This window comes from Buttiauxella warmboldiae (assembly GCF_003818135.1).
Lineage (GTDB): Bacteria > Pseudomonadota > Gammaproteobacteria > Enterobacterales > Enterobacteriaceae > Buttiauxella > Buttiauxella warmboldiae.
In genome coordinates, this window is record NZ_RPOH01000010.1 from 164,918 (window position 1) to 186,849 (window position 21,932).

The 21,932-nt window shown below is 50.8% G+C and carries 14 protein-coding genes and 6 pseudogenes; 9 read left to right on the top strand and 11 right to left on the bottom strand.

Annotated features, from left to right (window positions below):
- The first annotated feature begins 159 nt into the window (after positions 1-159).
- Positions 160-6,810: an autotransporter-associated beta strand repeat-containing protein gene (locus EHN07_RS03725; protein ID WP_167467272.1), complete on the top strand. Its 6,651-nt coding sequence runs from the start codon at positions 160-162 to the stop codon at positions 6,808-6,810.
- Between the two features lie 505 nt (positions 6,811-7,315).
- A complete protein-coding gene (locus EHN07_RS03730; protein WP_124022853.1) occupies positions 7,316-7,978 on the top strand; it encodes a helix-turn-helix domain-containing protein in 663 nt (220 codons plus the stop codon).
- Positions 7,979-8,095: 117 nt separating this feature from the next.
- Here the strand turns inward: EHN07_RS03730 and EHN07_RS03735 are convergent.
- Positions 8,096-8,650: pseudogene (locus tag EHN07_RS03735) on the bottom strand (PhoPQ-activated protein PqaA family protein); the annotation flags it as partial.
- A gap of 176 nt (positions 8,651-8,826) precedes the next feature.
- Here EHN07_RS03735 and tnpA point away from each other — a divergent pair.
- The 5 genes and pseudogenes from tnpA to EHN07_RS03760 form a co-directional block, all read left to right on the top strand.
- The gene (gene tnpA / locus EHN07_RS03740) at positions 8,827-9,207 is read left to right on the top strand and encodes an IS66-like element accessory protein TnpA (RefSeq protein ID WP_124022854.1); all 381 of its coding nucleotides are present in this window, start codon (positions 8,827-8,829) and stop codon (positions 9,205-9,207) included.
- The gene (gene tnpB / locus EHN07_RS03745; RefSeq protein ID WP_124022855.1) at positions 9,204-9,551 is read left to right on the top strand and encodes an IS66 family insertion sequence element accessory protein TnpB; all 348 of its coding nucleotides are present in this window, start codon (positions 9,204-9,206) and stop codon (positions 9,549-9,551) included. Before tnpA ends, tnpB begins: the two co-directional genes overlap by 4 nt.
- A 49-nt stretch (positions 9,552-9,600) precedes the next feature.
- Entirely contained in the window at positions 9,601-11,139 is a 1,539-nt protein-coding gene (tnpC, locus tag EHN07_RS03750; RefSeq protein WP_124022856.1) for an IS66 family transposase, read from the top strand.
- An 87-nt stretch (positions 11,140-11,226) separates the two neighbouring features.
- A pseudogene (locus tag EHN07_RS03755) lies at positions 11,227-11,376 on the top strand (IS6 family transposase); the annotation flags it as partial.
- Positions 11,351-11,530: pseudogene (locus EHN07_RS03760) on the top strand (hypothetical protein); the annotation flags it as partial. The pseudogenes EHN07_RS03755 and EHN07_RS03760, both read left to right, overlap by 26 nt.
- Before the next feature lie 59 nt (positions 11,531-11,589).
- Here EHN07_RS03760 and EHN07_RS03765 read toward each other — a convergent pair.
- The 8 genes and pseudogenes from EHN07_RS03765 to EHN07_RS03800 form a co-directional block, all read right to left on the bottom strand.
- Positions 11,590-12,669, bottom strand: coding sequence for a DUF2786 domain-containing protein (locus tag EHN07_RS03765; protein WP_167467273.1), 1,080 nt, complete (start codon positions 12,667-12,669; stop codon positions 11,590-11,592).
- 161 nt (positions 12,670-12,830) lie between these two features.
- A pseudogene (locus EHN07_RS03770) lies at positions 12,831-12,941 on the bottom strand (IS6 family transposase); the annotation flags it as partial.
- A 3-nt stretch (positions 12,942-12,944) separates the two neighbouring features.
- Positions 12,945-13,381 (bottom strand): annotated as a pseudogene (locus tag EHN07_RS03775) (transposase); the annotation flags it as partial.
- Positions 13,336-13,455: pseudogene (locus EHN07_RS20825) on the bottom strand (IS256 family transposase); the annotation flags it as partial. The pseudogenes EHN07_RS20825 and EHN07_RS03775, both read right to left, overlap by 46 nt.
- Positions 13,456-14,149: 694 nt before the next feature.
- Positions 14,150-15,763 carry a MobH family relaxase gene (gene mobH / locus EHN07_RS03785; RefSeq protein WP_124022859.1) on the bottom strand — a complete coding sequence of 538 codons (1,614 nt, stop codon included), beginning with the start codon at positions 15,761-15,763 and terminating at the stop codon, positions 14,150-14,152.
- A gap of 119 nt (positions 15,764-15,882) precedes the next feature.
- Positions 15,883-16,254 (bottom strand): hypothetical protein, encoded by a 372-nt coding sequence (locus EHN07_RS03790; protein ID WP_124022860.1) that lies wholly within the window; start codon positions 16,252-16,254, stop codon positions 15,883-15,885.
- Between the two features lie 77 nt (positions 16,255-16,331).
- Positions 16,332-17,237 carry an ArdC family protein gene (locus EHN07_RS03795; protein ID WP_124022861.1) on the bottom strand — a complete coding sequence of 302 codons (906 nt, stop codon included), beginning with the start codon at positions 17,235-17,237 and terminating at the stop codon, positions 16,332-16,334.
- 65 nt (positions 17,238-17,302) lie between these two features.
- Complete coding sequence (locus tag EHN07_RS03800; RefSeq protein ID WP_124022862.1) at positions 17,303-17,593, bottom strand: hypothetical protein; 291 nt, start codon at positions 17,591-17,593, stop codon at positions 17,303-17,305.
- Between the two features lie 528 nt (positions 17,594-18,121).
- Between EHN07_RS03800 and EHN07_RS03805 the strand changes: the two genes are divergently transcribed.
- Positions 18,122-19,360 (top strand): IS110 family RNA-guided transposase, encoded by a 1,239-nt coding sequence (locus EHN07_RS03805; protein WP_124022863.1) that lies wholly within the window; start codon positions 18,122-18,124, stop codon positions 19,358-19,360.
- 185 nt (positions 19,361-19,545) lie between these two features.
- Here EHN07_RS03805 and EHN07_RS03810 read toward each other — a convergent pair whose 3' ends face one another.
- Positions 19,546-20,499 (bottom strand): hypothetical protein, encoded by a 954-nt coding sequence (locus tag EHN07_RS03810; protein WP_244202343.1) that lies wholly within the window; start codon positions 20,497-20,499, stop codon positions 19,546-19,548.
- Between the two features lie 152 nt (positions 20,500-20,651).
- Between EHN07_RS03810 and EHN07_RS03815 the strand changes: the two genes are divergently transcribed.
- The gene (locus EHN07_RS03815) at positions 20,652-20,834 is read left to right on the top strand and encodes a hypothetical protein (protein WP_124022865.1); all 183 of its coding nucleotides are present in this window, start codon (positions 20,652-20,654) and stop codon (positions 20,832-20,834) included.
- A gap of 355 nt (positions 20,835-21,189) precedes the next feature.
- Here the strand turns inward: EHN07_RS03815 and EHN07_RS03820 are convergent, their stop codons facing one another.
- Positions 21,190-21,849, bottom strand: a complete 660-nt coding sequence (locus tag EHN07_RS03820; protein ID WP_124022866.1) for a hypothetical protein — start codon at positions 21,847-21,849, stop codon at positions 21,190-21,192.
- Between the last annotated feature and the right edge of the window lie 83 nt (positions 21,850-21,932).

The window sequence follows — 21,932 nt, forward strand, 5'->3', positions numbered from 1 at the left end:
GATCGAATGGATGCCATCTCTTAATGCCAGCGTAGCGCGCCACCAACGTATGCGAGCAAAACACGCGATGGCCACCATGTTACAAAAATGAAACATTGTCTTGCCCGTCGTTCCCTGATGTTAAACCAGAGTGGACTGACGGTGGGCTACAGGAGCGCTATGAATAAAATATACAAGCTGGTTTATGACAAAAATAAAGGCGTCTGGCGTGTGGTCAGCGAGAAAGCCCGGGCGGTTGGTAAATCTGTCATAAATAGCGCAAAAATAGATTTAGCTGGCACGAATTTTATTCATAAGGGGCTGGTGGGAGGATACAGTATTGTTAACGTAACTGTGCGAAAAACTACATTATCGTTTTTAGGGCTTGCAGCCATCTTTTATAGTGGAATGACAGTTACATGGGCGAGTGGCACAGAGGGTACAGGTGGGGGGTTTGCACAACCTGATGGCAACATTAGTGTAGGTTATCTGAATGGCACTCCGCGAACGGCAAACGGCTTCACCGGCCTGGTGGTGAACCAGCCGAGCACGCTTACCAGTAATGTGACAGGAGGCATCGGTGCTACCGGTTTAGACAATAGCAACAGCTATGGCTACTTCCGGTGGGCCGGTGGGAATGGGGGGGGAGGAGGTGGCACAGGGGTGTTATCTACGGCTGACATTACTAACCAGGCAACCCTTATCGGCGGGAGTGGAGGCTATGCAGGATATGGGCGTGGCAATGGCGGTGGCGGTGGCGGTGGTGCAGGGATAAAAACCTCAGCATCCGTTGTGAACAGGGGGACCATTACTGGCGGTGCCGGGTCTCCCGCGCAAACTAATCTTGCGAGTGGTGGTGGTGGGGCAGGTATTTTCGTCAGTGGCAATAGCACGCCCGTAACGATAATAAACTACGGTGCCGTTAGCGGCGGCGGCGCCGCCTCTTTTTTAGGTAGGGGTTCTAATGGCCCAGGCTATGGTGGGGCAGGTGAAGGTGGGGCGCTGGGAGCAACAAGAACGACCTATTCCGATGGTGGTGCTGCAATTGCTGGCTCCAATATTATTATTGATAACTATAGTGGGCTTAATGCGGGGATAGGCGGTGACGGAAACCGTTACTACGCTATTGACTTTTTCGGTGGAAATAATAACCAGCTCAATCTGTATAACGGCTCAGTGATTAACGGAGCAATATACTTAAGATCCGGACGGGCAGAGATTATTGAGCGTGTTGGAGCCCGGATATTTAATAATAATATTGTGTTTGATGGTGCAGGGACTTTCAACACGAATAGTTTTGATTTTACCTCTAACGGTGTTATTAGCGGCGCTGGCTCCGTGATAAAAACGGGGGCGGGAACGTTAATATTGAACGGACGGAATACCTATGCTGGCGGCACTACCGTTAATGAAGGGACGCTACAGGTTTCCAGCAATAACAATCTGGGCGCCAGTTCTGGTGCGCTCACCTTAGATGGCGGAATCCTGCATTCCACCGCCACCTTCTCTGACGGGCGTGCGGTACGCTTAGGCAGCAGAAGTGGAACTTTGACTGCCGATAGCGGAACTACCCTCAGCCTGACCGGCATAATTAGTGATGCGAATACTGGTGTAGCAGGGGCATTAACGAAAAATGGTGCCGGAAGTTTATCCCTTCGCGGTAATAATTCCTATACCGGTGAAACCACCATCAAGCAGGGAACATTATTGCTGGCTGGCGATGGCAGGATAAGCAACAGCAGCGTCAATATCGAAAGCGGCACCCTGGATATCAGTCAGGCGACCTCCGATCCTTCGGTTGTCTCTCTGGCGGGAAAGAGCGCAGGAACTCTGGCGCTGGGCGGCAGAACACTGACTTTATCCCACGCGGCAGGGAACTTTGACGGTGAAATGACCGGCAGCGGTGGGCTCACTGTGGATAAAGGGAGCGAGACGTTATCCGGCACCAGCGCCGCCTTTAGCGGCCTCACCACGATAAATGATGGCGGAACCCTGTTTGTTAACGGTACGCTCGGCAGTACCGCAAGCCGGCTACAGGTGAATTCGGGCGGCGCGCTACGCGGGAGCGGCACCCTGGGCGGTGATGTTACCGTTGGGGATAAAGCAACGCTCGGCGCCGGTGCCATAGCGGACCCGGCATCAGGAGAGCTCGGGACCGGAACGCTTACTATCAACGGGACCCTGAGCCTCGCGCAGGAGAGTCAGCTGAACTTTCAGTTCGGCAGCATTAACTCACCGGGCGGGCAATATAACGATTTAATCGAGGTGGAAGGGGATCTGGTGCTGGATGGCAAGGTTAATATTGCTGTCACCCCGGGGCGGACCTTTGATACCGGCCTGTTCCGCCTGTTTAACTACACCGGCACGCTGACCAATAATATCCTCGATATAGCAAATATCCCGGCCACGCTTAATTCCGGTGACTTTTATGTCCAGACATCGATAGATAACGTTGTCAACCTGGTGAACAGCACCGGGGTCACATTACGTTACTGGGATAACGGCACGCGTAATAATAACAAAATAGAGGGGCAAAGCGGCACCTGGCGCGATGAGGTTAACGATAACTGGACGCTCAATGATGGTGAAATAAATTCTGCCTGGAGCGACCAGAGTTTTGCCGTCTTTATGGGGACTGGGGGAGAGGTCACCATTGATAATCAGGATGGTAAAATCAACCTCTCCGGTATGCAGTTTGCCGTTGACGGTTATACCCTTAAAGACGGCACGCTGACGTTTATGCCTAAGGCGGGAATAGCCAGTATTAACGTCGGAGACGGAACAGCTAAAAGCAAAGATTTTACCGCCACGGTTAACTCTGTGCTGGCCGGTAACAGCGGGCTGGACAAAGTGGGATTCGGTACGCTGGAGCTGACGGGAGATAACACCTACAGCGGCAATACCCGCATCAGCAACGGCACGCTGCAGATTGCAAAAGCCACCGCTCTGGGAAGCAGTAACAATAGTCTGGTGCTTAACGGTGGCACGCTGAATACCACAGCCAGCTTCACCCAGGACCGTAGCGTCGAGGTTGCGGCCGGCGGCGGTGAAATGGATACCGATGATACCACCACGTTGGTACAGTCCGGCAGCATAGCTGGCAGCGGTGCGCTGATAAAATCAGGCCGGGGCACCCTGACGCTGACGGGCGCCAACAGCTGGTCCGGTGGCACGGCTATTAATGACGGTACCCTGCAGATTGGCGACGGCGGGACAACGGGCAATATCACAGGTAATATCATAAATAACGCCGCTCTGGCCGTTAACCGCAGCGACAGCCTGACGCTGGCGGGTATCATTTCCGGCAGCGGCGGGCTGCAGCAAAATGGTACGGGCACCACGATCCTGACTGCGGACAACAGCTACACCGGGGCTACAACGATTAACTCAGGCACGCTGCAGCTTGGCAACGGTAGCACCAGCGGCAGCGTGAGCGGTGACATCACCAATGACGGCGTGCTGGCGGTGAATCGCAGCAATGATGTGCTGCTGAAGGGCGTGATTTCGGGAAGCGGTGATTTTGAGCAGAATGGCAAAGGCATCACCGCCCTGAGTGCGGATAACACCTTTACCGGCTCGGTTACCGTCAACGATGGCACGCTGCAGCTTGGCAACGGCGGCACCGGCGGCAGCGTTACCTCTGACATCACCAACAACGCCACCCTGGCCCTGAACCGCAGCGATACGGTGACGCTGGATAATATTATTTCCGGCAGCGGGGTCGTGGAGCACAACGGCACGGGCACCACGATCCTGACGGGGGCCAACAGCTGGTCCGGGGGGACTGAATTAAACCGGGGCACGCTACGGATTGATGAAAATGACAATCTCGGGGACAGCGCCGGGCAGCTGAGCTTTAACGGCGGCAGCCTCGCCACAACAAGCAGCTTCACGCTCGATCGCACAGTGAATATCTTTTCTGCCAACGGCGAGATAAATACTTCAAGCGGTACAGTTCTGACCCAGGATCGCGGTATTAGCGGCAGCGGCGCGCTGATAAAATCAGGCCGGGGCACCCTGACGCTGACGGGCGCCAACAGCTGGTCCGGTGGCACGGCAATCAATGAAGGCACCCTGCAGATTGGCGATGGCGGGACAACGGGCAATATCACGGGTAATATCATAAATAACGCCGCTCTGGCCGTTAACCGCAGCGACAGCCTGACGCTGGGCGGTATTATCTCCGGTAGTGGCGAGCTACAGCAAAATGGCACGGGCACCACGATCCTCACCGCAGATAACAGCTACACCGGAGCCACCACGATTAACGCGGGCACGCTGCAGCTTGGTAACGGCGGCACCAGCGGCAGCGTGAGCGGTGACATCACCAATGACGGCGTGCTGGCGGTGAATCGCAGCAACGATGTACTGCTGGGCGGGCTAATTTCTGGAAGCGGTGATTTTGAGCAGAATGGCAAAGGTATCACCGCCCTGAGTGCGGATAACACCTTTACCGGTTCGGTTACTGTCAGCGATGGCACGCTGCAGCTTGGCACCGGTGGCACCAGCGGCAGCGTAACCTCTGACATCACCAACAACGCCACCCTGGCGCTGAACCGCAGCGATACGGTGACGCTGGATAATGTTATTTCCGGCAGCGGGGTTGTGGAGCACAACGGCACGGGTACCACGGTCCTGACGGGGGCCAACAGCTGGTCCGGCGGTACTGTATTAAACCGGGGCACGTTACAGATTGGGGAAAACAACAATCTCGGGGATAGCGCCGGGCAGCTCAGCTTTAACGGCGGCAGCCTCGCCACAACAAGCAGCTTCACGCTCGATCGCACAGTGAATATCTTTTCTGCCAACGGCGAGATAAATACTTCAAGCGGTACAGTTCTGACCCAGGATCGCGGTATTAGCGGCAGCGGTGCGCTGATAAAATCAGGCCGGGGCACCCTGACGCTGACGGGCGCCAACAGCTGGTCCGGTGGCACGGCAATCAATGAAGGCACCCTGCAGATTGGCGATGGCGGGACAACGGGCAATATCACAGGTAATATCCTGAATAACGCCACCCTGGTCGTTGAGCGTAACGACGAGCTGACGCTGGATGGCACCCTCGCCGGCTCCGGCGTTTTGCAAAAAAATGGGGCTGGCGAGCTGATTGTCAGCGGGAATTATGCCCTTTCTGGCGGTACATGGGTCAATGACGGCACGCTGACATTTTCCGGCAACAATGTGGTGACCAATATTATTGGGCAATCTGGTGCGGCGTTAAATTTGCGCCAGAATACCACTCTCACCGGCTGGGTCGATCCGCTGGATATGCAGATTGACCGCGGGGCCTTGTGGAATATGAACGGCGCCGCCGGGCAGAATATTCTGGACACCCTGACGCTGGCAGGCCATATCAATTCTGTCGCGCCGGCATCGTTCGGTGGCTTCGCGCCACGCAACTTAACCGTAACCGATCTGAATGGCCAGAACGGCACGGTGACGCTAAACACCCGTCTCGGGGACGAAAATTCTGCGACGGACCGCATTATTGTCGATGGCGGCAGCGCAACCGGCACGACCGGGCTTGCGATCCGGAACATGGGGGGCGGCGGAGCCAGGGTAAACGGAGACGGCATACTGCTGGTTCAGGCCCTGAATAACGGCACGACGGATCCGGGCGCGTTTCAGCTAAGCCAGCCGGTGTATGCCGGTGTTTATCAGTATTCTCTGGTGCGTGGCTCCACAGAAAGCGGGGCGACGGATAACTGGTATCTGACCTCCAGTCAGGTTGTCTGGCCGGCGGCAGAGCCAGAAACAGGAGGGGCTGAAACGCCAGAGCCTGAAACGGGAGGAACTGGCGCGAGATCGATGCCCGTTGCTAACTACCGTCCCGGCGTCTCAACGGCCGTCGCTGAGCCGCTGATTGCCGCCGCCGCCAACATGGCGCTGATGAGCAGCTTCTACGAACGCTCAGGGTTTTACGGAACGGGAACGTCGCTTGCCAGTGCGCCATGTGCAGAAAACCTGGCCCTGTGGTGCGCCAGCGAGTCCCGTGCCTGGGGGCGTTACATCAACAACAATATTGAACATAAAGGCGATGGCAAAGGGATCCACGGCGATGCGGGGCCGCGCTACAACCAGGACATTCATGCCATTCAGTTCGGGAACGATTTCTGGCGGGCCGCCGACGGCAGTGGCAATCTCAGCTATGCGGGCCTGTATGGGGCGATCGGGACGAGTAAAAGTGATGTGACTCACAGCGATGGCCGCCGCGCGGGACAAAACCATACTGACGCCTACAGCGTGGGGGCTTACTTCACCCATATTCGCGCCAGCGATGCCTGGGTTGACTCGGTGCTGCAGGGGAGCTGGCTGAAAACGCGCAGCCAGTCAGATGACAATACGCAATTTAATACCAGAGGCTATGCACTGGCCACGTCGCTTGAAGGCGGGTATCCGTTGCTCAACCAGGGCGGCTGGAAGCTTGAGCCTCAGGTACGCGTGGTCTGGCAGTACCAGAAGCTCGGGAATACGGATGATGGGCTGACGAACATCCACTTTGAGGATTACCAGTCTCTGCAGGCGAGCGCGGGAATACGCTTAGCCAACAGCGGGATTATTGGCAGTAAAAAATACGCGCTGTGGCTCAACCCCCGCGTGGGCAGAGAGTTTATGGGCACCTCGCGTACCGATTTTGCGGCGGTTAATGGGGAAAGTAGCACGGTGGCGCTGACGACAAAAAACCGGGGCGAAACCGGGGCTATGGTCATCGGCGGAAGCATCGGCCTGAATCAGACGCTGTCGCTCTACACCTCAGCCAACTGGAGCCAGCGTTTTGACAATAATGAGCGCAGCCTGGACGCCAGCGTGGGGGTACGTGGAACCTGGTAACTTTAAGGGGAGGGAGGCCTGCTTTGCGAAAAGTGCCGTCCGGGAGCCTGTAGCGAGGTTCGTCTCCCCTGAGGATCTCTGGCCGTCAATCACCAGCTGAAATAACTCATCGCCTTATTGAAAATAACATGATGGTTATTTTGTTCAGCATGTCAGGTATATTGTAAAATGAATGATTCAAGTTAAATGCAAAGAAATAGTTAAAAATAATTGCAAATGAATAATGTGAGTTATTTTAATAAGTAATAGTGTGTCGTTGATATAATTTGGTTTTTATTATTTTTAATGTGTTATGGCATTTTCAGTGTAGGAGGATTTAAAAAATATAAGTTTTAATTAAACGTAAGCTTGAATGTTTACTAAAGGGGCGTTGGGTTACATGTTTAATTAAAGGGGGTTAAAAAACAAATAGTACCCTGAAGGTTTTATATCAATACTATGATGTCTGTGTAGTGCATGCTGCATTATATTTTATTATTATTGATAATGCTGGGGTGTTATCTGTGTGAAATATATTAAGCTTGTGGGTTTGGTTGAAAATTATTTTTCTGGGAGGTTAGATATGAATAGACCGGAAGTCGAGATTAATGCTTTAATTGATGTTTTGGGGAATAGAAAAGATTTTATAACTCATCGATTTTCTAAAGGAACGATATATTATCCTAATAGCTCAGATTCTATTGTGATATTGTATGAGGGTGATGTGTCATATTATAGTGAGAATAGAAAGCTTTTTTTATTTCCCGTGCATGCCCCTTTTGTAATTGGATTAACAAAATTGGCAATACTGGAAGAGAATTATTATATAAAATGTGAAACGGATGTTCGGGTGTCATTTTTACCCAGTAACCTGGTATACGATGTTATTTGTGAAGAAAATATGTGGCAAAGCGTAGTTATGGTGATCTGTTATATAATGCATGTCAATGAAACAGTGGTTATTGAATGCACAAGTGCTTATGAAATAATAAAAAAATGTCTGCTTGAAATATGGCGTCTCCCTGAGAAAGAAAGATGTTCAATATCAATATATAAATTTATTATGAAGAAACATCCAATATCAAGAAGTTCGATTTCCAAAATACTTAAGAGTTTAAATAAGGGTTTGTATATAAAATCAACGAGGGGAGTGCTTATGGAATTAAATCATCTCCCTGATAAATATTAGATTTTAAATAAAAAATGGGCCCAGTGGGAGCGAAGGTACAAAATGAGACAGTTGTGTGAAGATGTACCCGGCAGTTTTTGCCACCGGGTTGAAAAAACGTGAATTATGGTTGTGGTATTATTGCTTCACAGATTCAGGACTCAGCCCTCTTCCGGGAAGAGTCTGGCAGGCTGAACCTTTCGACGGTGGTGCTGTTTCTGGATATTTTTCGTCCGGCGTAATATATACCTGTGTTGTGGCCACATACCCATCACTGAAGGTGGCTTCAATGTAAGTGGCTTGCCATCCGCTCTCAGGTGTCGTCAGCGGAATGCTGAGTGTATCATCGCCGGTAGTCAGACTGACGGGAGCTGAGCTGTATTTAATATCGCAGGCATAACGAAAATCTCGCGCGACTGGATTTTTGGTTGTCCACTGTAGAACAGCTGTCGGCTTCTCTGAGAAACTGACCGTCAGCTCTTTTTTCCCTTCTCCGCTGTTCTGTACTTTTTCTGTAACTTCAGGAAGCTTTTGCTTTTCCTGAAAACGGTTAACAAAGGTAATCAGCGACCGCTCTGCAACGGACAGAATGTCATAATGTGTGGAGTTTGGTACAACCCGCAGGGACTTCTGACCAGGTAGCCGAGCATAATAAAAATGAATGTTGTCCGGGACATAGAAATCATCACCTGATCTTGACCCGTTATATCACTGTAGTGGCATAGTGAATTTGGCCACCTGAATAGAGGTGATATCATCACCTCATAGTCAAAACAGGGTAAGCGTACAGCGAGAACCGTCTGGTCATAATCTGATGCATCCGACAAAGTGGTGTACACCAAATAGTGGTGGGAACCAAAGTGTCAGATATGAAGAAAAATGTGACTTCCGGCAGACGTAAAGGCTGCCCTAATTATCCTCCCGAATTTAAGCAGCAGCTCGTTGTGGCTTCATGTAAGCCCGGCGTGTCGATATCAAAACTGGCGCTTGAAAACGGTATCAACGCCAATCTGTTATTTAAATGGCGCCAACAATGGCGTGAGGGAAAGCTGCTATTACCTTCCTCAGAGAGTCCTCAGCTACTCCCTGTGACTCTCGATGCCACCGCCGTACAGCCAGAGCAGTACGCAGAGGATCCTGAGCCCCTCAGTATCAGCTGTGAGGTAACGTTCCGGCACGGAACGCTTCGCCTCAACGGCACTGTCAGCGAAAAGCTCCTGACTCTGTTGATACAGGAACTGAAGCGATGATACCGTTACCTTCAGGGACCAAAATCTGGCTCGTGGCCGGCATAACTGACATGCGCAACGGCTTCAATGGTCTCGCCGCAAAGGTGCAGACGACGCTGAAAGATGACCCGATGTCCGGCCACGTCTTCATCTTCCGGGGACGCAACGGCAGTCAGGTAAAACTGCTCTGGTTCACTGGCGATGGACTGTGTCTACTGACCAAACGGCTGGAGCGCGGCCGCTTCGCCTGGCCGTCAGCCCGCGATGGCAAAGTGTTCCTGACGCCCGCGAAGCTGGCAATGCTGATGGAAGGTATCGACTGGAGGCAGCCTAAACGGTTGCTGACATCCCTGACCATGCTGTAGGCCTCTTTATCCTGGTTGTCGCAGAATAAGCCTGGTAAAATGCGGGCTTATGAACGACACCTCTTCTGACGACATCCCTCTGCTGAAACAGCGCCTGGCTGAACAGGAAGCGTTGATCCACACCCTGCAGGAAAAGCTGAGCAACCGGGAGCGCGAAATAGACTATCTGCAGGCGCAACTGGATAAGCTTCGCCGGATGAACTTCGGCAGTCGTTCAGAAAAGGTCTCCCGCCGTATCGCACAGATGGAAGCCGACCTGAACCGGCTGCAGAAGGAAAGTGATACGCTGACCGGTCGGGTGGATGACCCGAAAGTGCAGCGCCCGCTGCGTCAGACCCGCACCCGTAAACCGTTCCCCGAATCACTCCCCCGCGATGAAAAGCGGTTGCTGCCGGCAGAGGTATGCTGCCCGGACTGCGGCGGTGTACTGAGCTATCTGGGCGAAGATACCACCGAACAGCTGGAACTGATGCGCAGCGCCTTCCGGGTTATCCGGACTGTACGTGAAAAGCATGCCTGTACTCAGTGCGATGCCATCGTGCAGGCCCCCGCGCCTTCGCGGCCCATCGAGCGGGGTATCGCAGGCCCCGGGCTGCTCGCCCGGGTCCTGACCTCAAAGTATGCAGAGCACACGCCGCTGTACCGTCAGTCGGAAATATACGGCCGCCAGGGTGTGGAGCTGAGGCGCTCACTCCTGTCGGGGTGGGTGGATGCATGTTGCCGGCTGCTGTCACCGCTTGAAGAGGCGCTTCGAAGCTATGTGCTGACCGACGGCAAGCTCCACGCCGATGACACGCCAGTGCCGGTGCTGTTGCCGGGCAATAAAAAGACGAAAACCGGATGGCTGTGGACATACGTTCGTGATGACCGCAATGCGGGCTCAGCATTACCGCCAGCCGTGTGGTTCGCTTACAGCCCGGACAGAAAAGGCATCCACCCGCAGATCCATCTTGCGGGCTTCAGCGGAGTGCTTCAGGCAGATGCGTATGCCGGGTTCAACGAGCTGTACCGCAATGGCGGGATAACGGAAGCCGCCTGCTGGGCTCACGCCCGCCGTAAAATCCATGATGTGCACGTTCGCACCCCGTCAGCCCTGACGGAAGAAGCCCTGAAACGTATCGGCGAACTGTATGCCGTTGAGGCGGGAATAAAGGGAATACCGGCAGAACAGCGCCTTGCCGAACGTCAGCAGAAAACGAAGCCACTGCTGAAATCACTGGAAAGCTGGCTGCGTGAAAAGATGAAAACCCTGTCGCGACACTCAGAGCTGACGAAAGCGTTCGCATACACCCTGAACCAGTGGCCGGCCCTGACGTACTATACAGAAGATGGCTGGGCGGAAGCAGATAACAACATCGCTGAAAATGCCCTGCGGATGGTCAGTCTGGGTCGTAAAAACTGGTTGTTCTTCGGTTCTGACCATGGTGGTGAGCGGGGAGCACTGCTGTACAGCCTGATCGGGACGTGCAGACTGAACGACGTGGATCCAGAAAGCTACCTTCGCCATGTGCTTGACGTCATAGCTGACTGGCCGGTCAATCGGGTCAGTGAACTGCTCCCCTGGCGCGTAGAGCTGCCAACTGAATAACACATCCCCGTCAATACGGTTCTCGCTGTACGCATACCATTAAGGCGCTGTTCGGTAACATGCTGTTTTTTGTGATGTTACCTGACCATGACTTTGATCCGAACCGCCTTCAGACGCCTGCATTATCCCGTCGATATTATTGCTCAGTGTGTCCGCTGGTATTTGGCTTACTCACTGAGTTTACGCAACCTGGAAGAGATGATGGCAGAGGATTCTGTCGCGATTATTGGATCGACTGGTAGCGGAAGGCAATGCCAAAGGCATTGAGGCTCTAACCTGGATATCGCCGGTGGCCTGGCAACACATTTTGCTGAACGGGCATTATACCTTCCAGAACAGCAATGAAATTATTGATCTGGATGTGCTGGTCGCCGGGCTGAAACTGGAGTAACGGAAATTTCGGGGTTCCGGCGTAGAACCCCAGTAAGCGCCGTAAAAGGCTCCGTCGCATTATTGAGGGGCATGTGCTGAAAGATATCTACCTACTTCCTGCTCATCAGCAAAGCATGTAAATGACAGTTTTTTAGTCCAGTAACGCTGGATGGTGCCGAACACATCTACCCCTACCTCATCGTCATTACTCAATTTATACATGCCGTTGCCTTCCTGTTTAACAACAGTTATGCCAGATGTATTTTTCCCAAAGCCAACTTCTGAAGGGCTGACAAAAAAGAATGTCTGAAGTTTGTAACTGACACTACCGTCACTTTTATATTCCTGCGTTCCGTCAGCGAGGCAGGTACGAACATTACGACTGTTAGCAGAATATTCGAAAATATTGACTGGATCAGGTGCGGGCGGTGTTTTAGGGGCACTTAACTGTTCTGCACGGGCCTGGTAGGTTCGATAATGTTCATTAGAAACCGATCTTGCTTTCTTAGCCGTTGCATAGCAGCTAAGCTCACGGCCACCACTGTTCAGGCCGGTTATGACTGCATCTTTTGACAAGGTGATTATGTCGCCATTTTCCAAACTATAACCTTTGTCCCCCAGCCGCTCATTTATCTGCAATGGCTCGCCGTCATTTAGCCCCACGCTGTGATTATTCGCAAACTGGACCTTTAAAGGGTTGAGCTGAGAAAAATCTTCAATATCATTATCCACACAGTAGCGGGCACTCAGCCTCACAACTGCGGTTGGCCTCCTTCGCTTGACGCTGCTGCTCCTGAGATTTCTGTTCCGCCTGGCGACGGAAATATTCCTCGTCGCGGCGCTGTCTTTCTTGCGCCTCGTACTGAGTGTTCTTTTTTCAGCCTCTTCACGAACACGGCGTTCTTGGTCTCGTCCTTTTCGCTCAGCTTCAGCCTGCTGGCGGGCATTTTCAGCCTCGCGACGATAGCGCTCTGCTTCAGCAGAGTTCGACGAGGATGGGCCTGATTTAGGGTATATATCTTCCATAGTCAGCCCATATGCAGCCATATAGCGACGAACGCGGCTGAACGCATTGGAGGATTCACCATCGCTGGAAGACTGGGCGGCCAAGGCTAGCAGTTTACGGATTTTCTCAATCTGTTTTTGTTTGTCGGTCATCAGACAATCTTCAAAAGGAGCATCCATGCACCGGGGTTGTGTGTTGCGTGAAATATACCTTGAATTTGGGATGCGGGTCGTTGATTTTGCGCAATAGGCCCAAAAAGGCTCCGTCGCATTAACGACAGCGAGTCGACAGAGGTTGCACTGCCTGTTTCTGAAGCAGCTAATAAATAGAATTGTTCAGCCGATGACAATCCGTCGCAGGCTGGAGGCTGATATTGCCCCTTGCGTATCATGTGAATTAACTCAATGCCTGCCAGTATCGTCTGCCCGAAGGCATCAGGAACGGCGCGATCGCAGCACTGACGATACTGCTGACGTGAACTCATCACAGAACGTCGCTGACGCCAGACATACCAGCCGCTGCGGGCCACCTGGAGGACGCGACACATCGCTTTGATGCTGAATTCGGCCTGATGTTTTTCGATAAAGACATACTTCATTTCAGGCGCTTCGCGGAGTATGTCGCGGCCTTTTGGAGGATAGCCAGCTCCTCAGCTTGTTCCGCCAGCTGGCGTTTGAGACGGGCATTTTCAGCAGCGAGTTCATTTTCACAGTCAGAGGATGAGAGCTGTTGTTACTGTTTACTACGCCAGTTATAGAGCTGCGATTCATACAGGCTGAGCTCGCGGGCTGCGGCGGCAACACCAATGCGCTCAGCCAGTTTAAGGGCTTCCTGACGGTTAACTTCGTCAGCATGCGGGAAAATGCATTGAGGTCAGCTTCGGTTTTAAGGCCTTTAGCCAGTTCAACCGCAAGGGCCTTAAGTTTTTTCTCGTCCATAATTTGCCTGTCTCCGTTGTTGGAGTGAACATATCAAAAACAGGCAATTACACAATTTTAATTACAGTCTCTGGAAGTGGCTACGTAGATTCACAAGAGCTGAGAATGATAAATTCACCGAATTTATCATTCACTGCAAGTGATCCTTACAAGCATGCATCTTTTCAACTTTCTCAGCTAATCTGTATTAGTCACGACTTGATCTGACACGGGTACAGTCTCGATGAACTTTTTTATCTATTCATCACGTTTTACCGGGGATGCTACATTTATTTTCAGAAAGAAACCTGCATTTTCCCAGTATCTGTAACCATCCGTTTCATTACTCTGATCTTATTGATTCACGCCTTCCAGTTCGCTGGTATTCTGCCGGTAACTGGCACCAGCGAACTGGTGTGCCCGAATAATCAGGCGCTAAACGGACATCCGGCAACGGAGGTGTTTAGTGAACTCGAAACGAAAATTCACCCCTGAGTTTAAAAAGTAAGCAATGGCCCTGGTGACAGAACTGGATTACCCGGTAGCCTGAGCAGTAGCCTCGCTGAAGATAGCCAATGCCTGGCAAGGCTGGCGGATGACCATGAGCCATTTATTATTGAGTTCGGCGATCGTCTGGACGGTCACGTCTGAAAAAAATGTTTACTCCGGATCATGGACAGGCTCAGGGTTTTTACCGGCAGTTTTGCGCAACACATCAGTTGCTCTTTTCAGACACCAGTCTCAGCCACGGATTATTCACCGGCACGCTTTCGCCAAATAAGAGCTGTGGATCCGGTAACAGAAAGCCCTTCAGATTACGGGTTTTGCCCGGCGATTTGACTTCGCAGATCCAGATATACGTCTCTTCGTTATTGCGTTTCAGCAGCCCGGAGGCCTGGAGTTCCTGCTGCGCCAGTTTCCACTCATCACCGGTTGCGCCAGTGGTTTCCCGCATATAACACTTAAAAATCCCGGGCGTGACAAGAAACACTGCATCCTGCACAAGATGCACATAAGCCCGCGGGTTGTTAACGGCGCCCGGTACAGTGACCCGGGTCTTCAGCCATGCCATAAAAGGAATGCTGCTATGGCTGACAGACTGCGTGACGGCCGGGATCACAGGCAGGTCGGGTATGATTAACTCCGGAAAGAGGGGGGCATTCACGGTTTCCTGATTCTCCAGGACAGGTGTGACGCTTCCCGCAAAGGGAGGCGGGCGCTCCCCGGTGTTCTGCCATATGACTGTCGGGGCGATACGCAGCAGGGTGAGAGGCTCCCCCGGTGACCAGCCACTTTCGGAACAGATGCGACAGCGCCAGATCCCTTTCTCGCCGTTTGCGGTAATAAGTTGCTGCGCCAGCAGTTCATCAAACAACCGGTTATTGTTTGCCGGCACGCCAGTGACGCCATGCTCCAGCAGCCAGGCCCGTAATCTGTCGGCGGTGGGTTTACTGACCAGCCACAGCGCCTCCCGGGTTAACCAGCCGTCAGAGCCCCCATCCTGATTATTCAGCCGGTATTCTTCCTGTACCAGTACTCGTAATGCGGTGAGAAGTTGCCGGGGCAGGGTATCGGCTTTCTGCGCCAGTGCGGTTTTGAGATCGCCGCCCAGATTTTTTGCGACGGAGGCCCTGTCGGCCTGCTGTACCAGTTCAGCCAGTATACCTGCCCGTTCACTGTGGCCGGTAAGATGGTAAATCAGTGCGGCAAACAGTGCCGGGTACCCGGCCAGCCAGTCGAGGAGGGCAGAAGGGAGCAGCGTGGTCAGCATCAGCCCGCTGGCGGCAGGATGCAGGTGATAATCACGGTTCGCCGTGCGGTACCGCCACCGGTAAGGCTGCGTCAGCTCATTCTGCCACGGATACCAGTGTGACTGGCCCTGCTGCTGTATCTCCATATCCACCACCATCTTGCCGGCATCATGCAGCAGGGCTGCACAAATGACGGCCACCGTCCAGGCATCCCCTTGCCTGGCCTGTTCTTCGGCGCAGGCTTCAGCGGGCAATAACCGACCCAGGCGTAATCGCGCGGCGTGGCAGGCGACCTCCAGCGAATGATCCAACAGACCGCCAGGGCAGGCATGATGATGGTTTTGCGAAGCCGGCAGGTGTTGCACCAGTAAAGCGAAACGGTAAATAGCAGTGATAATCCACTGGTTAAATAACTTATCCGGCAGCGGTGTGAGCTGGCGTAACTGGTGCAGGTAAGACTGGCGCAGCGGCGTTGCCAGCAGGCGTTCTGCCGGCTGGGGTACAAACCAGCCATCGGGTAGCGCAGCGTCTGGCGCAGGTGAGGGGAGATTCAGTCGTTCCCGTAACCATTTCAGCATCACGCACCTTTCCGGGAAGGCCCCTTTACCCTTATTACCCTTCCTTTCAGAGCCCTCTGCTTTTCCCTTTCGCCGCTGAAACAACAGTGACCAGCATATTGCCGGTCACTGTCAGTGATTTACCACCAGGCATAAAACAGCAGCCTGTTATTCGCAGAATCAAACGTTTCCAGCGTCGCTTTCACCCAGTCGGTGACCGCGCGGGCGTCCTGCCAGTAGGTTTCATCGTAGCCGGTATTACCGTAGAAAAAGCCATCCAGTGTGGGATAGACCTCTCCACAGTTATCCGGCGTCAGACGCTGCAGGTCATTGAGCAGTGCGGCCAGTTGCGCCTTTGTGACCTCAATCAGCACCTGATTACGCACTTTTCCGACGTGGTTATCAATCCAGTTAAGCAGGGGATTAACCTTGCGGAAATACCCCACTTCGTCATATTCGCCGGCATCAGGCTTGTCTTTTGCCTGTTGAAAAAAATAAATATCGAGTCCCATATCCTGCCCCTCTTACACGTAAAGCAAAAAAGGGGAGCAGTATCCCGGCGGGGAAGGCTCCCCGTTCGGGTGGGCTGTCAGGCACTTAACTGACAGCGTGGTTGTGCAGCGTTTAATAACCATTCGCAGGCATTGCGTGCCATCCCGCTGGCACGGATCACTGCCCGCTTATCCTGACGCAGAAGATCCAGCCAGTAGTCGATATAGCTGGCATGCTGGAGTTTTCCCTGAATTCCCGTCCGGGCACACAGGAAGGCTGCCCCCATTTCCGCCAGCAGTTCTTCTGCGGCGTAGTTTTCTTTGCCACAGGCCGAATCCGCAATGCCCGGACGGTTCAGCCGTGAGGCATGCCCCGTGGCGTGCGTCAGTTCGTGCAACAGCGTGGCGTAGTACGCTTCACTGCTTTCAAACTGCTGCGGTAGCGGCATCATCACCACATCAGCGGCAGGCTTGTAATACGCATGCGACTGACGGCGATGGCGCAGCGTGACGCCGCTGCTCAGCACAATCGCGTCGGCGGCTTCTGACGGCTGTTCCGGCCGGATAAATGGTTCATACAGCGATGACGGTAGTCCTTCACATTGCGAAAGGTTAAACAACCGGAATTCCCGGATCAGGCCAAAATGGCGCATTCTGGGTTCACCGTTTTCATCCCGTAACGGGTTGCCGTCAGCATCCGTTTCCTCCACGGAGCGCGGCAGATACAGCACGGCAAGAGAAGATTTCTCTCCTTTGCTGACCTTACCGCCGAGCGCACCGATCTGGTTGAAGGTCAGCCAGCGATCGCTGGCAAAACTGCAAGAATCAGCGCTGTTCCACAGAAGCGGCACGTTGATGCCGTGATAGGCGCGGCCGGATAATGCATTGACGGGAAATGGCGGTTCACCGTCGCGCCAGGGGCGGACCCATGGCACATGACCGTTTTCCAGTTCAGCAATGATCCGGTTGGTGACTTTCTGATACACATCGTTGCTTCTGTCCATTTTACTATCCTCATGGAAAGAAGCCGGACCTGATTTCTGCCGGAAACAGGCTCCGGCCCGGAGAGTTACGCTTGTGATGCCAGCGAGATCAGAAAATGGTGGCTGGCACGGGTGAGGTACAACGGTAATGACACGGGAGCCTTGATATCAGCACGCGGTGGCTGGCAGTACATCGTGAAGATGATTTTTTCACGCGCCGGCCCGGCAGTACGGAGTGTCAGCAGCGCCGAAAGCAGCAAATTGCTGAGTCGTTCTTCCATTTGTTCCGGCTCATCCGGGAAATCAACTGCGCATTGCCAGACATCCTGGGTGATCACCACGGGCATCAGGGAAGGCATTTTGTCGAATAAAGGCATGGTGTTTCTCCTGTAAAAGAGCAGGAAAACACCCGAGCAGGGTATATTCCTGCGGGTAGATGAGACGGGTATCCTGCGCAATGCGCCGTTCGTAGCTCCCGGATACCTGACGAACTTTGGGGCTGAATAATCAGCTGAGTGCAAAGGGGATTTTCAGACCAGGCACGTCAGGCAGGAAGAAGAAAATAAAAGTGGCTGGCAAAATTTATCTGGTATTAAAGTGCATTAATTTATACCAGGGCTGGCGCTGCTACTGCACAGCGCCAAACATAATCTGACTGGCAGGTCTGTGCCAGATATAGTCATTCGCACCCTGAGAGTTACACTTTTAAGTGATTCAGGGTATGCGCTTACTGGTTACGAATATCGTGCCAGAATCATGTGATTTGATGATTGCCGCTTTGCTTTCGAGCCAGTAAGTGCTCCACGTTCGCTAACGAATACTCAGGGCATGCAGAAAAACTGCTGACTATATTTCTTTCGAAGAGCGTGGAATGCATACCAATCCCCGATAAAAAGGAGTTGGTGATGACTGCGATTAATCAGTTTGCTGCTCATGTTGGTCTGGACTGGGCGGATAAAAAACACGATGTCTGCGTTCAGTTTAAAAATGGCGAGCGCATATTCCAGGTGGTTGAACACACTCCGGAAGCGCTTGATATCTGGCTCAACGAATTGCACCAAAAGGTAAAAGGCAGGATCGCTATCGCCCTTGAGCTGAAGAAAGGCCCGGTGGTGTATGCTCTCCAGAAGTACCCATTTGTCACTGTTTTTCCTGTGCACGCGTTGTCACTGGCCCGCTATCGGCAGACCTTCTGGCCAAGCGGTGCTAAGGATGATCCACAGGATACTGAGTTAGCATTAGAGCTAATGCTACGCTATCCCCAAAAGATAAAAGCCATAGAACCCGACAATGGTGATATCCGATTACTTCAACAGCTAGTTGAGCAGCGTCGACTGCTGGTTGAGGACAAACGCCGCTTTGTGAACCGGATAATCAACACGCTTAAACAGTATTATCCTCAGCCACTGGAGTGGTTCTCACATCGGGGTAGTTTACTGTTGTGTGAGCTGATTATCCGGTGGCCCAGTCTGCAACAACTGAAACGAGCCAGGCGCGACACGATCCGCAACTTTCTGAATGCCAAAGGTGGCCGCGCAATGGCCCTTACCGAGGAACGTGTTGCGAGTATTGATAACGCGATCCCATTGACGACAGACCCGAGTGTTATAGAGGCTAATGCTTTGATGGCAACAGCACTGGCGACACAAATTAAAGTCGTGAGTGAAATCATCAAAACCTATGACGAACGAATCGAAACGCTGTTTGACACATTGCCAGATGCGGGGCTGTTCAAATCCCTTCCGGGCATGGGGCCGTGTATGGGCCCACGGATGCTTGCTGCACTTGGTGATAACCGTGACCGGTTTAACAGCGCTGAAGAAATTCAAAACTATGCAGGTATTGCTCCGGTGACAGAAAGAAGTGGCCAAAAATCCTGGGTTCACTGGAGATGGCAGTGTGCCAAGTTCGTCAGGCAGACCTTTGTTGAATGGGCTGCCAAGACGGTTAACTCATCATACTGGGCCAGACTTTATTATCAGGGACTGCGAGAAAAAGGAAAATCTCACCAATCTGCCATCCGGGCTCTGGCGTTTAAATGGATAAGGATCATTTACCGCTGCTGGAAGACCAGAACCCGCTACGACGAAGTGAAATATTTGCTGGCTCTCGAAGCGCGACACTCGCCCTTACTGAAGCCATAAAAAGCTTGTCGAATGTCTCAGGGCGTGAAGCGGACATTACAAATACTCTGAGCGGTAATCAATGGAGAGCGTAGGGATGAGAGCGAGTAATAATACTGGGAACTCCACGAATGGTTGGTTTCATTGAGTATACTCGCTCAATCCAATAAGATTATATTTTAACAGTAATTGCAATTGATGAATTATTATTTGTTATTGAAAGTGAAAAACTCCCATCGACTTCCATTAAATATAGCTGTGGAAATTTTTTCTCCATCATAGCTGTAATACCTCATCTTAGATATAGGGCTTGTTCCTTCGGCATGATAGTAATAATTAACTAAACCTAACCTTGCGGTTGTATACCAAAAGGATCCCGTGATGCTGCTTGCCCATGAGAACGTATAAAAAATAAGGCAGACAAAAATAGGTGATGAAAAAACTCTAAAAAATAGAACTCTAGAGTTTAATAAGACCAGTTCGGATGAAGTGAGCTTTTCAATTCGTTTTCCTGTTCTCATCCTCACTGATAAATTTGCCAGCCTTTTGAATTTATTTCTTAGGAAATTATCTTTAATGGGACTAAGCAAAGACATCAAAGTTATTCCAATAAATTCGGGAATGACAATCACCAATGAAAAAAGACTCACTAGAATTAGATAAGAAAGCGGCGTGAAGAAAATGCTAACTATATTAGTAAACTCACTGAAGAATTTAGGGTCTAGATCTGTAGTTATATAAATCCAACGTCTAGCTAAATAATTGGTAATGACAAATGACAATGCTGCTAACAACGCGACTATAGTCTTCCCTAATAATCCTGACCATATTTTTTTGAAGATATAGATAGAGCGATTATATATATCAATTGCAAAAGAAGTACTCATTACCAAAAAAGAAAATCCGGTCAGGAATAAAGAATTACCACCAAATAAAAACTGACTGAGGAAAGAAAACATAAGTGCCAAAGATCCAACATATAAAATAAATCTATTAATTGGTGTGAGGTTATAGTACCTCCTTATTTCCACTACCAAACGCCAACTTTTCATCTTGAAATGTTTGCAAGCCCTTGGATATAAAATTGCAGCGGATATTGCTAACGGAACTGACACCCATATAACAGCTAAAGCTATGAATACTGGTTGTATTACGGCCATAAACTTCATGCTTTTAAATGAAATCATGTTTATGAATGTTAGTGCCAAACAAAGCAAAATCAATTTAAAGAATATTCTGCTAAGTAGTTTGTTTAGTTTATAAGACACGATCCAAATCTCACTTTATCAAAAAAACATCATTAAGATAGCTAATGAAAATTGATGAAAGAAGCTTACTAGAAAAACTAGTTGGATTAATACATCCGCTTCCACCAATAACTGATCTGACAGTCGCTTCTGGCCGCTATGTGCCAGGAGCGGACGTTGTTGAACACATAAATTCACAGTTATCACAACAAAAATTACCAGAATCTAAAACATCAAAGTTTTTATGATATAAATCAAAAAATGCATGCAGATGTAATGTAAGTATCCCTGTAATCCGTGCCATTTACTTTTAGCGATTTTGTCCGATAAATCAAAACATTATGGGCAGTGAAAAGCGTTTTTTTTTAATAGGCATATGGCATTTAACGGACACAACTGTCCATTAATCGATTTTTCAGACGATCTTTCTCGGCTAACGTGATTTTTCGTTCCACTGAGCGTCAGACCCCAACCATCAAAGAGATGCGCAAACAGTACTCTCTTGAATCCACTAAGAAAGCCCTTAACTAGCTGAGCGAATTGGTGTTATAGCATCAATCCGCTGATTAACCCTGTATGAATCGCAGCTCTAGTATCTGTTATCTAGTTACTGGTTTTACGTAGAACTGCATCAATAGAACGCAATATCTGTGTAGAAACAGAATTCCATGCTACTTCTGTCGCCTTATGACCTGAAGAATATCCCCAAGTATTGTTCTCCTGATGTTCGGCAACCAGAGGAGTAGTAAATTCTACTTTTTTAGTATCTGAATTGTCTTCAACTACAAAATCCACCCATGCAGTTCCATTCCACCAACCTTCAGTAGTCATAGTTCCTGAATTAATCACAGTGTTACCGTCTGCAACCCCCACCACAGTTCCCCATCCATCTGTTGCAGATATGCGGGCGGTAGAAACAGCATTTTGATAACTTGACGAAGATACAATCCTGCTACCAAAGTTAGCCCCTAATATAATTAATCTAATCCGGATGGCTGTTCTGCCATTAGGCACTTTATCAAAATCAGAGATCCACTGAAGATTCTTTCCATATATTTTTGTTAGACTGTTTTTGATTGATTCCTCTGCGTTACCATTATCATCCCTGTTGCTTGTTCTTCCATCAAAAACAGAAATCAACAGGGGATATTCTAAATTAACCTCTGCTCTGGGAGATGAGTCTATAGTTGGAGTGATACTTTTTTCAGTTGCACACCCAACTAAAATTGACATCAAACAGATGGTGGAGAATATTTTTTTCATTCAGCTTGCCCATTTAATTAATTTGTAATTGATTCATCATATGAAAGGTAATCCTACACATGGCGTTGTAAGTATACCGGTAA